Raw genomic sequence first — 16,309 nt, forward strand, 5'->3', positions numbered from 1 at the left:
TAAGTTAATGAATACTCTTGATAAGTTCCCATCAATTCTGTTGATTAAATACCGTTCAATTTATCAAAACTCTGCATCACTTCTGCACACTTCATCACTCTGCCGTGGCCCTGACCTTGAGTCGCAACTAAGGTGACATTTGGCATCTCTTCAGCGGCGCGTTGAGAGACCGAGAACTTGGTAAACTTATCGCCTTCATCATGAACAATAATAGTCGATGCAGAACGAAGTTTGAGCTTGTTGTAAGGATCGACTGATTGAATCGGATAGCGATATTCCTCTTCCACCTCAGAAACCACCGCATTGAACAAACGCATTGAATAGCCAGAGCGAGCGACACTACCAAATAGGTTATCCAGATAGTCGAGGACAGGTGCGATCAGCAAAAATGGCTTATCTGCCAGCTTCTTGTGATGACATTCAATCGACGAAGCGGTCCCCATACTATGGCCGACTAACCCAGCAACTTCGTCAACACTATCCAGTATCGCTTCCAAGCCGTGAACAAAAGCGGGGATATGACCATAAACACCACCACTTTGCCCATGGCCCGGGTGATCATAAGCCAACGCGGTATAACCTCGACTGGCGATATGCTCCATCAATGGGTAGAACTGGCTCGCACTGCCTGACCAACCATGAGTCAACACCCACACAGGCCCAGAGCCAAGCTGATACGTCTTGAGCACACCTTCTTTTGAGCTGACTTCGCCTTTGACTAAGCCCGTTGGTTCTGCGTTTTTTGGCTGCGTGCGAGCAGGAGTAAGCAGCAATTTGCGCGCGGTATTTTTTGCATGCTTTGGCGCCAACGTATGATGCAGACGGGTGGTCAAGTTGACTAGGCTCTTTTTGACGCTGAACTTCTGCGAGGTGTTAAAGTAAATCTTCTCACTCATTTTTTTTCCTTTCTTTGCCAGTCCTTACCTCTCGCAAAAGCGAACGACCGTGCTATTTTTAGTTAAATAATAAGCCAAGTAGAAATACTCAGCTTACTTTGTTCTATTTCCAGCTTTCAATCAGACGGTTAACGCCTTGCCAGAAATGCTGATAACTCGCCTCTTCTCCGTGCAATGAGTAGAAAAGGTGAGCGCTTAAATACAACCCATACAGTTCAAAGGTGGCTTGTTTAGGATCCAATTGCGAATCAAATTCACCATTCTCCACCCCTTTCGCCACCTGAATACGCAAGTACTCAACCCACGTCGCGATGGTTTTTTTCAGGACTTGTTGGGTCGGAGGTGTCTCGCACCCCGTTTCTTTCCATGCATCGAGAAACATGCAACTGCCTTGAAAAGAGTGATTCCAGCCTAGCCAGTTATCAAGCAGCATCTTTAACTTCTGCTCGATCGATATGGCGTTGTGTTCTCTCGCCGGCGCAATCACTCTCTGAGTAAAGATATGATTTGCATGCTCTAAAACCGAAATCTGCAAGTTGTCTTTAGAGTTAAAATGAGCAAACAGACCGCTTTTCGACATCCCGCACTGCTTGGCCAATTCACCAATCGTTAGACTCTCTAAACCATTCTCACTTGCCAGCTCGAACGCCTTGGTCAAAATATTTTCTCGGGTAACTTTGCCTTTACTCATAGAACACTCTTACACAACCACCTGCTCTTTTTAGCACACTCGTACTTTTTTTCCAATAGAGAAAACCAACCAGCCTGAATACGCCCAACTCAGTTTAGCGTGAAGCGTTTCACTTGCAGATCGAGATTCTGCGCCACTTCCGTTAGCTCGTTGGCGGCCACCGACACTTCACCCACTGATTGGCTATTCTGAGTGGATATTTCATTGGTTTCTTGCACGCTGCCACTGACATTGTTCGCCACCAAGCTCTGCTCCTCAACCGCTGCCGCAATTTGCAAGTTCAGCTCGTTAAGCTCAAAAATGGAGTCTTTGATCGCTTGGAGCTTGTCGGTCGCAGAAATCGCACGCTGAGACGTTTCAAGTACTCGATTGTGGCTGCCCGTAATCGAATTTGTCGCGGATTCTGCCCCCGCTTGCAAGTTGGTAATCAAAGTTTCAATTTGATGGGTCGCTTCTTGTGTGCGCTGCGCCAGCGTTCGAACTTCATCTGCAACAACGGCGAAACCTCTTCCCTGATCCCCCGCTCTCGCGGCTTCAATGGCAGCATTTAATGCAAGCAGGTTGGTTTGCTCAGCAACGCCTCGAATCGTTTCGAGAATCGAGCCAATATTGATTGACTCCTGATAGAGCCCTTGAATCTGCTCAACACTTGCTGTCATTTCGTTCTCTATGACTCGAATATCTTGCAAGGTTTGCCCGACGACACTCAAACTCTCCTCCGCATTAAATGTGGCTTGCTGGGTAAAGTTTGCGGCGCCTTGTGCGCTGGTTGATATTTCTAGCGTACTTGCAGACAGTTGCTCCACTGCGGTCGCGATTGAATCCATCTCCTGCTTCAATGCCTGAGAAGACTCACTCGTGGTACTGGTGATTTGGGATAACTCCTCTGACATAACACCCGCGCGACTGCTAGACGTCGCCACTTCGCTGATGATGTCTCGCAACGAGAGGATCGTCACTTGCATATCATTGAGCAATTCGCCGAGCTCATCTTTGCTATTGCTTTCTATCTTAATCGCCAAGTTGCCATTGGATAAGTGCTGAGACACCACCTTCACCCGTGCAATGCCTTGCAAAATGGAGTGACGGACCCACACAGCAAACACCACCCCAATCACAATGGCAGCGGCAGATGCGAGGAAAATCGCTGTCACCGTCTGCTCTTTTCGCTCTTGCAGTTGAGGGATGAGCTTATCTTGCTGAGCGATCGCAGTGTATTTGATTTCTTCAAGCTCTTGCGAAATATCTTCACCGAGTTGAATCAATGCTCGACTCAAGACTTGCTCTTGCTCCTTAAGCATCACGACATGCTCAAAATCTTGGTTGTATTTTTCTCGCTCGTCCTGATAAGTAGACAATAACGATTGCTGCTTGTCGGTCACTAAGTATTTTTTGAGCACGGCCTCCGCTTCAGGGAGCTGCTGATTAAGATAACGACGAGGGGTCTCTAACGGTGTTTTTTGCGGATCTTGAAGGAAGTTTGATACGGAAATTTTGGCGAACAAGAAGGTCTCCATCAATATCGCGGAGTAATACTCAATATCAGCATCGCCGCTGTTGTGCGCATCTTCCAGCAACGACTCGATGGCAATGAGGGCCACTTTTTCTTGCTCACGCATCGTGCCATTCAAAGAAGCATCAAACTCATGGACTTCCTTCTGCAACAGATCGAAGTTACGGGCGTAATCCGCCACTTCGACTTTAATTTTTGCTAAATGACGCAAACTCTCTTCATCATGAAGGTACGCTTCCAAGTCCAAAAGCAGGGTATTGGTCCGATCCAAGCGTTTGTTAAATGCCTGCATGTACTTTTCATCGTGGGTTGCAAGAAACTCATTCACCCCTAGGCGCGTTTGCAACATATTCGCTTGGACTTGGCCAATGAGTGTCGTCTCTTTCGATAAGTTGCTAAAGGTTTTAAAACTTGAACTGGCATTTTGCATGCCTTGGTAGCTGACATACGCCGAGATACCAAAGCAGATAAAACATGCCAAAAACGCGATGATGATTTTTGTACTGATCTTAATTCCGTTTACCATCTTGCTCTCCAAGTTGCCTTTTCCTATGTCAACTCCACCAGCGAATGAATACCTACAACAAAAGCATTCACACCACTTATCACAATGATTAGCAACAATATTTTATTGATAACGAGGTCGTTTACAAAAAAGGGATACGCCTCTCAAATCCGCTAAGAAGTGCTGTTTGCATCCACATAAAACCTCATCCAAATCATGATTCCTCGGCAAAAGAGTTGTTATCTTTCGCCACTCTGTTTCCATAAAAAGTCACTTATGAATAACGATAAAATCATCAGTATCGAGTTTGGCCGCGTCGTCGCTATTCTCGCGATCGTCGCAATGCACTGCCAAATGTTTCTCACTTATTGGCAGTTTGACGGCACACCTTGGCTGGGCTTCATCTTCAACCAAACCACTCGATTTGCGGTGCCCCTTTTCTTTCTAATTTCTGGCTACTTGATTCAACCTAAGTTAATCGTAGACCCTATCTCGACGTTGAAACAGTACCTCACCCCATTACTGAGGATTTTTGTTGTTTGGAGCATCATTTGTTTGCTGATGCCGTTCAACCTTCAGCGAGTCGCAGAGCAAGGCTACCTAGCAGAGCGTGAAGGATATTGGCAGTTTTTAGCGGAAACGCCACTTAACTCTGTTTTGGAAGGGGGATTGGTTCACCTGTGGTTTATTCCTGCTCTTATGTTTGCCGCGCTTATCGCAGGTGTACTCGTCAAGCTAAACAAAACGACGTGGTTATTGCCGATCGGCGCAATCCTTTACGTATATGGCGTGCTCGGCGGTAGCTATCAAAACCTGACCGAGCTATGGACCCCGTTCTTTACTCGTAACGGTCCATTCTTTAGCTCATTGTTGTTCGCCATTGGTTTTGCCATCCGTCAACACAGCATATCCGTTAGCGCAAGACACGCCGCCTTATTGGCATTTGTCGGCATGATGATTCATTTTGGTGAGGCAGCGTGGCTCTATCAGTTTGATCAACCGTTCAACGCTAACGATTTTCTTTTTGGTACAGCTCTATGGGGCACAGGTTGCTTCTTGTGGCTACTATCGAAGCCAGAGATTGGGAAAAATCGACGAATCACGTCGCTGTCAACGTTCGTACTGCCCATCTATGTAGCGCACTTACCTATCATAATCTTGATGATGAACGTTGCTCGATACTATGAGATTACCGACCTTGCCAAAGATGGCTTAGTACTGTTCGGAACCCTCATCACAACGCTCATTCTGGTGGTTGGCTTATCAAAAACACCACTTTATCGCTGGTTATTTAGATAATTCGCTCAAACGGCAAGTAGACTAAGTTAAGTATTATTAAGCCGACAATGACAAGAAAGGTGAGCTTCATACCTGTGATGCGTCCTTTTAATTTGTCGGCAAGAATGCTTTTTGCGTGAAGGATGCGCCCGATAACAAAGAGCGTACCAAATAGATGAATGAGCCAAACAGACGCCCCATTGTATTCGACCATAGCCATCAGTATTAAGGTAATGGGAACATAATCAACTGCATTGCCATGAGCACTGCGTGCGACTTGCAACGCGTCCACACCTCCATCGGCATATTTTATTTGTGCTTTGCGACGCTGTTTGATGACTTCAATCGAAAGCCAAATCATCAAACCAGCCAATATTGAAGCGTAAAGTGCTGTAACCATGGTCAACATCCTCTGTTGTGTGAGTGTCCAATAAATCACAAAAACGCCTCGCTGAACAGCAGGCGTTACTGGGTAGCTTGTTAAACTAATCACACTCAGTGCCACAAAGTATCAAATACTTGCCTGTTTCCACCGTTATCTAAAAGAGGTTACTTTCCTTTTGCATCGGCGCAGCACTCGGCGCGCAAAAAGCCAATCACACCCTCAAGGCATTGATACTCTGCAACGCAGTAAAGGGTACGACCTTCGCGACGCTGGCTGATTAAACCCGCTGACGCCAAACTCGAGATATGATGGGAAAGGGTAGAGCCTGGAATGGCCATTTTTTCTTGCACTGCACCAACCGCAACACCTTGATGGCCTGCTTTGACGACGGTTTTATAGATAGATAGCCGCGTTGGGTGGCCCAGCTCTTTTAATGCTTTCGCGACAGCGTCGAGTTCCATAGTCACTCCAAATAATCGTATATTTCCAGATTAATCGAAGTGTCTATTGAGTGCAACACCCCAAGAAAGTCAAGGATGTAGAAAAAACTGCGCAAATCAGATTAATACCAACCCATCAGTATCGAGCTAACTAGAATTCCAATCATAAAACTTGGGGTATGAAAGGACTCCGAGGATGTTCGATAGTACTCTTTTTGCGCTTCTTCTTGATAGCTCTTGATCGCCAACTCTTTTACATAATTGTTCTGCATAATTCTCACTCCTTGTTGATTTAACAACAGGATAAAACCTCAAGTTAACTTTAGGTAAAGCGTTATTTTGCTTTTTTGTTGGCGGCGACATCGGCCCAGTAGGCTAAGAGAAAGGGCGTGATTTTTGACGTCGTTGTCGACATAAAGACAGGGTGTGCTTTTGTTGAGCCTGAGTCATCTGATTCCAACCCAAGATTTCCTTTAGGGTACGAAAACAGCCAAGGCAAACATCATCGTCATCGAGACAACAATTGCGCACACAAGGGTTGGTGATTTTGGTTTCACGCAACGACATCGGCTTCCCAATAAGGTCTTAAGTCACTGCCTAAAGTGTAGTCATATTTGCGATAACTAATTACCTAGCCAACAACGGCTCGCCATGACTCGATGCTTTTATTTCGACATTTATAGAAATAAATATTGACCTGCCTTTCCTTTGATTTCTATAATTCCAAAATAATCGAAATATATTCATCCTACTCGTTATGGAGTCAAGCAATGAACAATGAACTTATGACCATGGCAAGCGAAGCCCTGGATATGTTTGCCTTTCTCGCAGCAGAGTTGATCATTCTGTTTTTGGCCATCAGCTATATTGTTGGTGTGTTACAAGAGTTTCTAACCCCAGAAAAGATCCAGTCGATCTTAAGCTCACGTAATGGCAAAGGTTATATTGTTGCAGCGCTTTTAGGCGCAATTACACCTTTTGCTCTTGCTCAACCATTCCTTTCCTAAAAGGGTTATTGCGAGCTCGAGCCGGGTTTGGCCCGATGATGGTCTTCTTGTTTGGTAGTCCACTGCTTAACCCTGTCATCATTGGTTTGTTTGTCGTGACTTTCGGTTGGAAAGTCGCCGCGTTCTACTTCCTGATCGCAATGACGGTATCGGTTGTTGCTGGTTATGTATTAGAAAAACTTGGCTTTGAAAAATACGTAAAACCTGAAGCCTATCAAGCTGTTGAAAACTCGAGTTGTAAAGCAAGCCGTGAAGAGCGCAAGCCTATAAAAACAGAAGCCAGTTCATGCAGTTCAAAAGCCGCTTGTGGTGAACCAACTTTGCCAGTGGCAGCGCAGAGCACTTGCTGTAGCACCAACGCCGAACCTAAAATTAAAGTCAGTTGCTGTGGTCCAGATGGCAGCGCCACTGCAACGCTCATTGAAAGCAAACAACCAAGCCGTTGGATGAATATCTGGTTATCCACTTGGAAAGACTTTAAACAAGTTTTCCCGTACTTGATGCTAGGTATTGCGATCGGTTCATTTATCTATGGCTTCATTCCGACGGAGTTGATCGTTGAATACGCTGGTGCAGGTAAATGGTATGCGATTCCTGTTGCTGCGGTTATCGGTATTCCACTCTATATTCGTGCTGAAGCCGTCATTCCATTAAGTGCAGCTCTGGTACAAAAAGGCATGGCGCTAGGATCTGTGATGGCATTGATCATTGGTAGTGCAGGAGCAAGTTTGACGGAAGTGATTTTGCTTAAGTCGATCTTCAAAAACCAAATGATCGCGGCTTTCTTGACTGTCATTTTAGGGATGGCGATAGGCGCAGGCTTCCTGTACAGCGTGCTCTTTGGTTAAACAAATCGTGATAAGCAGACCACTCTGCTTATCACAGACCATTTTTCTAGGCATCGAACGCAGTATACAAGTGTTCTAAAAACAGTCGCATTCGCTTGGGTAGATAATCGCGGCTTTGATAGATAACGTGTAAATCTGCGCTTTGACCGACACTAACCTGACTAAAATTCTTCGTATAGCCATCAAGCAAGGTGACCAAACGGCCTTGAGCAATGTCTTGTTGGACATCTAGAATCGACTTCATGACGATCCCTTCACCGTCAATCGCCCACTGACGAAGCACCTCCCCATCATCTGAATACCGTTTTGGCATGATAGAAATGGATTGCTGCTCCCCATTAGCGGCAAAATACCAATGCTGCAGCGCTTCATTCCCTCTTATCAATGCAAGACATTGATGAGCCATCAAATCTGTCGGGCTTTTTGGCTCTCCGTAATCTGCAAGGTATTGAGGAGATGCGCACAGCACTCGCTGGCTAGTTGCTAACTTGCGCGAAATCAGTTGGCTATCTGCTAGCTCCCCATAGCGAATCACCAGATCCAGCCCAGACTCTGCCATGTTGCTTAACCCATCATTCAAATAGAGAAAGGGAATCACATCGGGGTACTTACGACAAAAAGAAGAGAGCAATGGCGCAATGTATTGCTTACCTATGTCTTTCGGAGCCGAGATTTTAAGCGGTCCTTTTACCTCTGTGGTCCCGGTTTGAAGCACATTCTCAGTCGCTCGAACGCTTTCCAATATTTCAATACACGATTGGTGATAAAGCGCCCCTGCATCCGTCAAAGACAAATGACGAGTGCTTCGATTCAGCAACTTCACACCATAGCGCTGCTCTAAATTTTGCAGCCTCGCCGTCACCGTCGCGGGCGATAGCCCCAAAGCTCTCCCGGCTGATGCCATGCCTCTGTGATGAACAATGGCAACAAACATTTCCATATCGGCGAACTTATCCATGCTCCTACCTCATTATTTGGATTAGCTGAATAATAAATTCAAATAATAGCCAATTATCAAATTTTTTCGAACCAATATACTGACGCTATTCAGACAAGTCCCTCGACTTGCCATCGAAACCCAAAATGAGATTGCTATGAAAAATGAAAAGATGCCACTGCAGGTGTGGATTCTAACCTTAGCTGCCTTCGCAATAGGCACAGCAGAATTTGTTATTGCGGGCATATTGCCTCAAGTTGCTCACACTCTTTCAATTACTGAAGGTCAAGCGGGCTACCTAATTAGTGGCTACGCACTTGCGATTGTGTTTGGCGGCCCACTCCTCACGATATACCTCGCTCGTTTCAATAAGAAGAAGGTGCTGGCTGGGCTAATGGTGCTATTTATTCTTGGTAACCTACTTTCTGCTTACGCCCCAAACTATTGGATATTGATGACCAGCCGCGTAATCACAGGTTTGGTTCAAGGTCCGTTTTACGGTATTGGTGCTGTGGTTGCGACAGGACTGGTTAAAAAAAGCATGGCTGGCCGCGCCGTTGGACAGATGTTTGCAGGCTTAACCTTAGCAAACGTGTTAGGGGTGCCAGGGGGCACTTGGATTGGTCTGCAATTTGGATGGCATACTACCTTCCTTACCGTCGCGGCCTTCGGTGCCATCGCTTTGTTCTTTATTGCGGTTGTGATTCAATCAAATGGACACGAGCAAGCAAAAGCGGTCAAAACTCAGTTAATTGCATTTAAGAATCCTCTACTTCTCATCAGTTTAACGGTTACCGTATTGGTTTGGTCGGGCTTTATGACCTTGTATGGTTACTTAGCGCCCATCGCTATGCACGTTAGCGGATTCGATGCGCAAGACGTAACATGGATTCTCGTTATCGTTGGGATTGGTTTGATCATCGGCAACCATCTGGGTGGACGTTCCTCAGATAAAAATCTTCATAACGCATCCATCTATTGGGCTTTGGCAATGATTGTTTCACTGCTTTTGGTTGGGCTAAGCCTTAGCCATTCTTGGTTCTTTATCGCTGCTGCCTTTGTATTCGGTATTGCCTCTTTCGCGAATGTTCCAGCTATGCAGTTACGAGTCATGAACCACGGTGGCGAAGGACAAGAGCTCGCGGCAACTGCAAACATCTCCGCGTTTAATTTGGCCAACGCATTTGGCGGGTTCTTAGGAGGTGTGGTGATAGACAGTCACTTTGGCGCAGGCATGATTCCATTTGCCGCTGTAGTGGTCCCTTTGATCGGCGTGATCTTTATCGTCAGAGCCAACCGCAGAGAAATACTGAGCCCCCTCAGCCAAGCCTAACGAACAAGCTGCCTCTGGCAGCTTTTTTTAATGCCAATGCTGACGTTGTCAGCAAAAATCGTCGCGTTTATTAAGCCAGATCAATCTTGGTATTTATTTCGAGTAGCGTTCAAATTCCCTATCCTACACTTGTTTAAACACCCGTTCACAATAGTAAGGAGCCGCTTATGATTTCCGTACATAGAGACTATCAACTTCATGACCAAAACCATGCTCATGTGGAGATCAATCCTGTCGGCTTACTTGATGTCGACATTAAGGAAAACAAGGTTCGTCACCAAGCCGAATTTTCTGAGCTGAGCTTTAGAAAAGTTGGCCAATATACTCGATTGTCTGCTCAGGGCGAGCAAAAACCTTGGCAACTTGAGTTAACCAACAAAGACGCGGAAGAAATCAACCGCTTGATTGATTCAGCCAACGAAGAGTTAGAGACGCTAATGCGGGATCTCTAAACAAACGCTTTATTTGAGCCGGTCTATTTGTGAGTCAAGATTGGAAGCTTGAGGAGGATCTTTTCGCTCAAAGTATGGAACTGAGGCACCAATAGATAAACCGCGGAAACAAAGACGATAGAACCTACAAGGTCTATTGGTCGGTGCATTCCGAGCCACAGTCGGCTATACGCAACACCGAGCCCCCACAACATGAGCGCAGCGGCGAGTCCGTACTCTCTTGATTGCACAAATAGCCCACCAAAAAACGCGATACAGATGGCCACGAAAATCGTATGACCTGAAGGAAACGAATAATCTTTTTCGCCTTGCCAATGACGAGTTCTCCATTGGCTTACTTGAGTCGAAATGCCATCAATAACTTCAGCTTTTTGTGTCGAGTTGAGCTTGTAAAAATGCTCCGGCTGCGGAATGAGAAGCTGGTGAGACAAAAGTTCCGTGTAAGGTCGAGGGCTTTCTGTCATGATTTTCAGCCCAGTTTTGGCCGCAAAACCAATCAACAAAATCACCCCCAGTTGGACGCCGTTGGCAAGCAAGTTTTGAGTAGACGGGCGTTTTCTCCAGACCAACAATGACAGCACTAGCAAGGTAATGAGAAAGCCTTGTGAGCCAGCGGAATCGGTGAGAAGAGTATAAAAAAGCCCTTCTTCGAAAGAGACGTCACCCAGTAAATCGATATGACTAACTAGCAGTGACATTGGAGAAACCAATAGCACCAAGATGGCCAATAACCCCAAGCCATACTGCTTTTTCATCAGATAGTTTTTCACTCGAATTCACCGCTCCACAACTCAACATGAACCGTATTAAACGCCTGTTTGTTGCGAGCTTTATCAACACTATGTCAATTCGATGAAAGTTCATTTCAGCAGCCAAAGATGATCGCAAAACGACGTCAATTTCCTCTTTCACTCGAGTCAATAAAGGGCTATCTCACATTGATATGACCGGGGAAAAAGTGATGAACTGGGCCATGGCCACGACCCACTGTGAGCTCATCAGCATGAGAGATCGCTTGAGAAATATACTGCTTGCCAAGATACACCGCCTTGTGAAGACGATTCCCTTGAGCGAGATAAGACGCAATCGCTGATGACAAGGTGCAACCAGTGCCGTGGGTATTTTTCGTCGCAAAGCGTCGCGCGCGCAATAAGTCACTACTTTTGGCCTCAATCAGTAGGTCATTGCTGTTGTCATCGCTCTCAAGGTGCCCTCCTTTGAGCAAAACAGCATTCGCTCCGATCCCTCTCAGTTGCTCTATCATCGCCCCCATATCATCCTCGGTTTTAGGCACTTGCCCGCCAATAAGGGCGGCGGCTTCTGGCAAATTAGGAGTAATGAGATCGGCCAATGGCAGCAACTCACGCTTCAAGACCTCTATCGCGCGGTGTTTTAGCAACAAATCGCCACTGGTCGCCACCATCACAGGGTCTACCACAAGATGCTTTGGTTGATATTGACGAATCTTTCGCGCAACCATGTCGATGATTTCGCTGTCTGCGAGCATCCCTACTTTTACAGCAACGATGTTGAGATCTGAAAAAACGGCATCGAGCTGACTTTCAATATGAGCAACGGGGATAGGATGTATGGCGGATACACCGAGGGTGTTTTGTGACGTGATGGCAGTAATGACCGAACACGCATAGCTTCCGGTTGCAGAGATGGCTTTGATGTCGGCTTGAATGCCCGCGCCGCCGCCACTATCTGAACCAGCAATGGTCAATACGATGGGGATATTGTCTTGTGAATGTGGCATGAGTGCTCCTATTACAAGACGTACAGGAACTCTCATCCAGCAGAGAAATTGCCAGCGAGTGCGGACACTCTACCCAGTGTCACGCGAATAGTTCCCTACGTCAGTGTTAACTGAATCAGGTTCAACGGGTCTCGCAGTGCGATCTCAGCCATGCCATCGATGATGGTCAGGCCCCCCGACTATTTGCTGAGAATAATAACAGCAATCATAAGCGTGATGCACACAATAATTTTGCCGTTCAGACAAGGGTTGCTACACAAACCAGTAATTATCGCTTAATCTAATTTTCATAATGGAATTTTATGAAGTCAGCATCATGCTCAACCCTACTTGGTTAAAAACGTTTACCACTCTTATCGATACAGGCCACTTTACCAAAACGGCAGATAAGCTGTTCATGACTCAGCCAGGCGTCACTCAGCACATAAAAAAGCTTGAGGAAGCATGCGGCTATCTATTGATTAAGCGAGATAAGAAAAGTTTCTCGATTACCGAGCAAGGAAGCGCCGTTTACGACTACGCCAAACGTCTTGAGAAGAGTGAACAGCAGCTCCTTGCCTCATTGGGCGAAGACGATCCTTATGCCGGAACCGTGTCGCTCTCTTGCTCCGGTTCAATGGCCCTGATGCTTTACCCCGCCTTGCTGGAGTTGCAAAGTCATCACCCAAAACTCATTCCACAAGTCGAGGCAGCGCCGGAGCATAAAATCCTCAATGACATACTTGACGATCGCGCCGACCTTGGGATTGTGACACGAGTGCCGAATGACGCTCGCTTCCACAGCGAAAAACTCGGGCATGAGCCTCTGTGCCTGATGTTACCCGCCAAGCATCCTGCGAGTAAGCAGCCAATGAGCGTAGACACTCTCAAGCAGCTAGGGTTTATTCGTCACCCTGATGCTGCCCACTACTTCGCGCTCTATTTTTCACAGTTCGATGATCCCGAGCTCGCTAGCCTAGCCATGAATGACGTCCCGATGACGGGCTACGTCAATCAGATTGCGCAAATTCTTCTGCCTGTATCGAAAGGACTAGGGTTTACTATTTTGCCCAAAAGCACGTTGGAAAGTTTTACCCACCGAGAGCAGGTCACGGTCTATCCATTACCAAGCTCAATAACCGAGAGCCTCTACTTACTTTCAAAAAAGAACCGCGATTGGCCGGCAAGGTTTAAGACCGTTAAGGAGACCATTGAGCACAGTATTGCAAAGAGAGAATAGCGGGGAGTATATAGTAAGGCAGGCACTAGGAGGACCCGTAGGTGCCCCCTGCGCGACTGAGTGGGTAGCTTATGCTTCTAGAACTTCTTCACCGAGCACTTCCGACAATAGAAGTTGGTCGGTCTCATCGAGCTTCATTCCTAACACAGGTAGACCGTGTTGGGCAGTCCAACAACAGAAGAAAACCACAATTGCTAATGCGAATAGAATCACTGATATCATAGCCTAATCTCCTCCATGGTTAACATCACCAATACCTGGCTAACCATAAGATGCCGCTAAATCGCGAAGGCCGTCATGCAATACTTTATTCTTTTACGTTTGGGAATCACACAGCGCAAAATCGCGCAAAGTTGTGTTTCTGTATCGTGCAGTGTATTCGTATTAACTATTGAAATCGACTTGGTCTAAACACCTTTGGTTAGTTTGGGTACTCTTTCAATATAGACATACCGTACAAACGAAGCAACTAGATTTAGTAGCTAATTTATACAAAGTCACACTTTTCTTGCTTTTGAGCTTGCATCCCGCTCAAGACGGCAAAATTACCACTTAAACTTGCGCTAACTTTCCTCTTGCGAGAGCAATTAATTGACAAAAAAGTGACTGAGAGTTGACGTTACAAGCTTGTAAAAAACCAAATCTAGCACGTAATTAACTCCCAACAAGGCGCGATATTTCAGTGTTGCCCTGTCTTTGCGGAGAGTAATTGGTAAAAAACAGCCTAGCCATTGCTGTTTCAATAATGGAGATATTATCCATTTTTGGCTTTTAGGCTTTGTGCAGTACAGATAGTCGCGCTGGTATCAACTTTTAAGGAACTGAGAATAAAAAAAGCTCCAGAGTCAGGCACTCTGAAGCTTTGATTACACCACTTTAATCGTGATTATGCGCCAATCACGCCGCCATCTTCACGGGTGATCGCCATGATCGTTGAACGCGGCTTGCTGTTACCACCACCTGGGAAGTGAGAAGGCGCGCCTTTTTCACCTGGGTGCTGGACACCCACAAACATCGTTTTGTTGTCTGCTGAGAAAGTCAGCCCCGTGATTTCACATGCAATTGGCCCTGTCAAGAAACGGCGAACTTCGCCAGTCATTGGGTCACCACACAACATTTGGTTGTTGCCTTGTCCTGCAAAGTCCCCTTTGTTCGAGTAGTTACCATCGGTTTGAATCCACAAACGTCCCGCAGAGTCGAAACCAATCCCGTCTGGGCTATTGAACATGTTATCTGCGGTAATGTTGGCACTTCCTGCATATAGGTTACCTTTGTGGACCTCAGGGTTACCTGCAATTAAGTAAAGGTCCCACTCAAATCCCGCACTGGTATGGTCACCGGCTTGCGGTACCCAACGCACAATTTGACCGTAGTGGTTTTCTTTACGAGGGTTAGGACCACCAACAGGTTGACCTTCTTTCACACCTCGGTTCTTATTGTTGGTTAGCGTACAGAACACATGGTTGTTGTTTGGATGAACCGCAACCCACTCAGGTCTATCCATCGTGGTGGCTCCAACTTGTGTCGCAGCACGGCGAGCAAAAATCATCACTTCTGCTTGGTCGTTAAAACCGTTCTCTTTGGTTAAACCGTTCTTGCCATGTGTCAGCTCAATCCACTGACCTTTGCCTTTGAGCTCATTGTCATCCATTTCAAATTTGGCGACAAACAGAGTGCCCTCTTCCAGTAGGTTGCGGTTTGCTTTGTCGTTGCCTGGCTGATATTTGTTCTTCGACACAAACTTGTATAAGTGCTCTCCGCGCTCATCGTCACCGAGATACACAACCACATGACCGTCATCGTTGATCAGTAACGCTGCATTTTCATGCTTAAAACGACCTAAAGCTGTTCTCTTTAGCGGCGTTGATGTTGGGTCATTCGGGTCAATCTCGACAACCCAGCCGAAGCGATGTGGTTCGTTCGGGTGTTTTGCCACATCAAAACGCTCGTCGCTGTCATGCCACTGATACTTGCTCTTCGCCGCTTTCACACCATAACGCTTGTGATCATCACTTAGCTCTGCGCTCGCGCTAGTACCAAAGTAGCCGTTAAAGTTCTCTTCACACGTGAGGTACGTTCCCCAAGGCGTCTGGCCATTCGCACAGTTGTTGAATGTGCCAAGCGGCTTCATACCTGAAGGGTCTAGCTCGGTTTTCATCAGATCGTGCCCCGCAGCCGGGCCGGTTAGCCTCATAGGCGTGTTTGCGGTAATGCGTCGATTGCGTGCGCCGCTTTTGTCGAGCGTCCAACCGGTATCGGATTTGATAATTTCAAACACGGTAACGCCATGCGCTGCTTGCGCTTTAAGAACGTCGTCTGCTGTCATCGCCTTTCCGCCGTGATCAAACAGCAAATCGTAATTGGTGTACTCGTTGTTTACCGCGATCACTGCGCGGTTGTCATTGATTGGGAAAAAGCTCATACCGTCGGTGTTATCACCAAACTGACGAAGCTGCGCGTCAGAGCTTTGCTTACCACTTGGGTCAAACTCAGGCGCGCCATTAAAGATTGGGTCTCCCCAAGAAAGTAATGGGGTCGCTTTATAACCTTTCGGTACGATGAATGCGTCAGCTGTCGATGCTGGAACCGCTTCAAAGTTGAGCAGAGCACTTTCACCTTTTGCAGCGAAAGCCTTTGTGATCGGGTTTAGCGAGAGAAATGCACTTGCACTTACTGCCGCTGTTCCAGCTAAAAATCGGCGTCTCGACAGACGAGCATCGATCATTTGGCTGAACTCAGAATCCTGATTATCACGCTTATCGCTTGAAACTGGACACATTGCTGACTCCTTGCTTAGTTTTAATTAAAATTGCCAAGGAATGGTAGAAGCCGTAAATGACAGAGAAATTAACTTATTGTTTCTTATGGGTTAAGAACCCTTTACAGAAAAACGACACTTACATGGCAAACTCATTAAAGTGCGCTATGGTTCAATTTTGGTAAATAAGGTACGGCATACATGCAAAAAAATGTGAACCAAACCCTAGCTTTTTTAAAAATTGGCGGCTAAATTGAGTCTTGTTCATGAGGAACTTGATTCACATTA

18 protein-coding genes and 1 riboswitch are annotated in these 16,309 nt (G+C 46.3%); of the genes, 6 read left to right on the forward strand and 12 right to left on the reverse strand.

Annotated features, from left to right (window positions below; genetic code table 11):
• Positions 1 to 44: 44 nt before the first annotated feature.
• The 3 genes from ACUALS_RS20860 to ACUALS_RS20870 all read right to left on the reverse strand — a co-directional run bounded on the left by ACUALS_RS20860 (position 45) and on the right by ACUALS_RS20870 (position 3,626).
• Positions 45 to 896, reverse strand: a complete 852-nt coding sequence (locus ACUALS_RS20860; RefSeq protein WP_038135820.1) for an alpha/beta fold hydrolase — start codon at positions 894 to 896, stop codon at positions 45 to 47.
• Positions 897 to 999: 103 nt separating this feature from the next.
• Positions 1,000 to 1,587 (reverse strand): TetR/AcrR family transcriptional regulator, encoded by a 588-nt coding sequence (locus ACUALS_RS20865; RefSeq protein ID WP_005473968.1) that lies wholly within the window; start codon positions 1,585 to 1,587, stop codon positions 1,000 to 1,002.
• Between the two features lie 89 nt (positions 1,588 to 1,676).
• Entirely contained in the window at positions 1,677 to 3,626 is a 1,950-nt protein-coding gene (locus ACUALS_RS20870) for a HAMP domain-containing methyl-accepting chemotaxis protein (RefSeq protein ID WP_454449595.1), read from the reverse strand.
• Between the two features lie 255 nt (positions 3,627 to 3,881).
• Here ACUALS_RS20870 and ACUALS_RS20875 point away from each other — a divergent pair, with 255 nt between their 5' ends.
• A complete protein-coding gene (locus ACUALS_RS20875; RefSeq protein WP_454449596.1) occupies positions 3,882 to 4,904 on the forward strand; it encodes an acyltransferase in 1,023 nt (340 codons plus the stop codon).
• Here the strand turns inward: ACUALS_RS20875 and ACUALS_RS20880 are convergent.
• From ACUALS_RS20880 to ACUALS_RS20895, 4 genes are all read right to left on the reverse strand, one after another.
• The gene (locus ACUALS_RS20880; protein ID WP_038135813.1) at positions 4,897 to 5,283 is read right to left on the reverse strand and encodes an MAPEG family protein; all 387 of its coding nucleotides are present in this window, start codon (positions 5,281 to 5,283) and stop codon (positions 4,897 to 4,899) included. The genes ACUALS_RS20875 and ACUALS_RS20880 overlap by 8 nt on opposite strands.
• A 149-nt stretch (positions 5,284 to 5,432) precedes the next feature.
• Entirely contained in the window at positions 5,433 to 5,729 is a 297-nt protein-coding gene (locus tag ACUALS_RS20885) for an ArsR/SmtB family transcription factor (RefSeq protein WP_005473959.1), read from the reverse strand.
• A gap of 101 nt (positions 5,730 to 5,830) precedes the next feature.
• Positions 5,831 to 5,980 carry a hypothetical protein gene (locus ACUALS_RS20890; RefSeq protein ID WP_005473930.1) on the reverse strand — a complete coding sequence of 50 codons (150 nt, stop codon included), beginning with the start codon at positions 5,978 to 5,980 and terminating at the stop codon, positions 5,831 to 5,833.
• Positions 5,981 to 6,083: 103 nt separating this feature from the next.
• Complete coding sequence (locus tag ACUALS_RS20895) at positions 6,084 to 6,275, reverse strand: DUF1289 domain-containing protein (RefSeq protein WP_072036325.1); 192 nt, start codon at positions 6,273 to 6,275, stop codon at positions 6,084 to 6,086.
• 203 nt (positions 6,276 to 6,478) lie between these two features.
• On the opposite strand from ACUALS_RS20895, the gene ACUALS_RS20900 reads away from it, so the two are divergent.
• Both ACUALS_RS20900 and ACUALS_RS20905 read left to right on the forward strand, forming a co-directional pair.
• Positions 6,479 to 6,715, forward strand: a complete 237-nt coding sequence (locus ACUALS_RS20900; RefSeq protein WP_454449597.1) for a hypothetical protein — start codon at positions 6,479 to 6,481, stop codon at positions 6,713 to 6,715.
• A gap of 8 nt (positions 6,716 to 6,723) precedes the next feature.
• Entirely contained in the window at positions 6,724 to 7,563 is an 840-nt protein-coding gene (locus tag ACUALS_RS20905) for a permease (RefSeq protein WP_454449598.1), read from the forward strand.
• A gap of 46 nt (positions 7,564 to 7,609) precedes the next feature.
• On the opposite strand, the gene ACUALS_RS20910 is transcribed toward ACUALS_RS20905, so the two are convergent.
• Complete coding sequence (locus ACUALS_RS20910; protein ID WP_454449599.1) at positions 7,610 to 8,521, reverse strand: LysR family transcriptional regulator; 912 nt, start codon at positions 8,519 to 8,521, stop codon at positions 7,610 to 7,612.
• A 136-nt stretch (positions 8,522 to 8,657) separates the two neighbouring features.
• Between ACUALS_RS20910 and ACUALS_RS20915 the strand changes: the two genes are divergently transcribed.
• Both ACUALS_RS20915 and ACUALS_RS20920 read left to right on the forward strand, forming a co-directional pair.
• A complete protein-coding gene (locus ACUALS_RS20915; RefSeq protein WP_454449600.1) occupies positions 8,658 to 9,833 on the forward strand; it encodes an MFS transporter in 1,176 nt (391 codons plus the stop codon).
• 167 nt (positions 9,834 to 10,000) lie between these two features.
• Positions 10,001 to 10,285: a hypothetical protein gene (locus ACUALS_RS20920; RefSeq protein WP_454449601.1), complete on the forward strand. Its 285-nt coding sequence runs from the start codon at positions 10,001 to 10,003 to the stop codon at positions 10,283 to 10,285.
• Positions 10,286 to 10,308: 23 nt separating this feature from the next.
• Here the strand turns inward: ACUALS_RS20920 and ACUALS_RS20925 are convergent, their stop codons facing one another.
• Together ACUALS_RS20925 and thiD are read right to left on the reverse strand one after the other, a co-directional pair.
• A complete protein-coding gene (locus tag ACUALS_RS20925) occupies positions 10,309 to 11,055 on the reverse strand; it encodes a phosphatase PAP2 family protein (RefSeq protein WP_038212335.1) in 747 nt (248 codons plus the stop codon).
• Positions 11,056 to 11,213: 158 nt separating this feature from the next.
• The gene (gene thiD, locus ACUALS_RS20930; RefSeq protein WP_038187686.1) at positions 11,214 to 12,044 is read right to left on the reverse strand and encodes a bifunctional hydroxymethylpyrimidine kinase/phosphomethylpyrimidine kinase; all 831 of its coding nucleotides are present in this window, start codon (positions 12,042 to 12,044) and stop codon (positions 11,214 to 11,216) included.
• 75 nt (positions 12,045 to 12,119) lie between these two features.
• A riboswitch (TPP riboswitch) is annotated at positions 12,120 to 12,232 on the reverse strand.
• A 128-nt stretch (positions 12,233 to 12,360) separates the two neighbouring features.
• On the opposite strand from thiD, the gene ACUALS_RS20935 reads away from it, so the two are divergent.
• Positions 12,361 to 13,263: a LysR family transcriptional regulator gene (locus ACUALS_RS20935; protein WP_454449602.1), complete on the forward strand. Its 903-nt coding sequence runs from the start codon at positions 12,361 to 12,363 to the stop codon at positions 13,261 to 13,263.
• A gap of 69 nt (positions 13,264 to 13,332) precedes the next feature.
• Here ACUALS_RS20935 and ACUALS_RS20940 read toward each other — a convergent pair whose 3' ends face one another.
• Together ACUALS_RS20940 and ACUALS_RS20945 are read right to left on the reverse strand one after the other, a co-directional pair.
• Complete coding sequence (locus ACUALS_RS20940) at positions 13,333 to 13,485, reverse strand: hypothetical protein (protein WP_005473982.1); 153 nt, start codon at positions 13,483 to 13,485, stop codon at positions 13,333 to 13,335.
• A gap of 664 nt (positions 13,486 to 14,149) precedes the next feature.
• On the reverse strand, positions 14,150 to 16,042 hold the full coding sequence (locus ACUALS_RS20945) for a PhoX family protein (protein ID WP_454449603.1): 1,893 nt from the start codon (positions 16,040 to 16,042) through the stop codon (positions 14,150 to 14,152).
• Positions 16,043 to 16,309: the final 267 nt, after the last annotated feature.

The organism is Vibrio sp. NH-7, assembly GCF_053643215.1.